Annotated in this window: 1 protein-coding gene; it reads right to left on the bottom strand. The window is 59.7% G+C overall.

What is annotated here, in order from left to right; all coding sequences use genetic code 11:
• Nucleotides 1–518 (bottom strand): cbb3-type cytochrome c oxidase subunit I (locus AC3EUV_RS38420; RefSeq protein ID WP_435604904.1); only part of this gene is annotated, 518 nt, incomplete at both ends.

Consider the following 518-nt stretch of genomic DNA (forward strand, 5'->3'; position numbering starts at 1 on the left):
CCGAGCCGCTCGTCCAGCATCTTGCCGGTGAACTTCGGCCACCAGAAGTGGAAGCCGGCGAACATCGCGAAGACGACCGTACCGAAGACCACGTAGTGGAAGTGCGCCACGACGAAGTACGAGTCCGAGACGTGGAAGTCCATCGGCGGCGAGGCCAGGATGACACCGGTCAGACCACCGAAGGTGAAGGTGATCAGGAAGCCGATCGTCCACAGCATCGGCGTCTCGAAGGACAGTGAGCCCTTCCACATCGTGCCGATCCAGTTGAAGAACTTCACACCCGTCGGCACCGCGATCAGGAACGTCATGAACGAGAAGAACGGCAACAGCACGCCGCCCGTCACATACATGTGGTGCGCCCACACCGTGACCGAAAGACCGGCAATCGAAATCGTCGCCGCGATCAGACCGATGTAACCGAACATCGGCTTCCGGGAGAACACCGGAATGACCTCGGAAATGATGCCGAAGAACGGCAGCGCGATGATGTACACCTCGGGATGCCCGAAGAACCAGAA

Source organism: Streptomyces sp. bgisy130 (assembly GCF_057708345.1).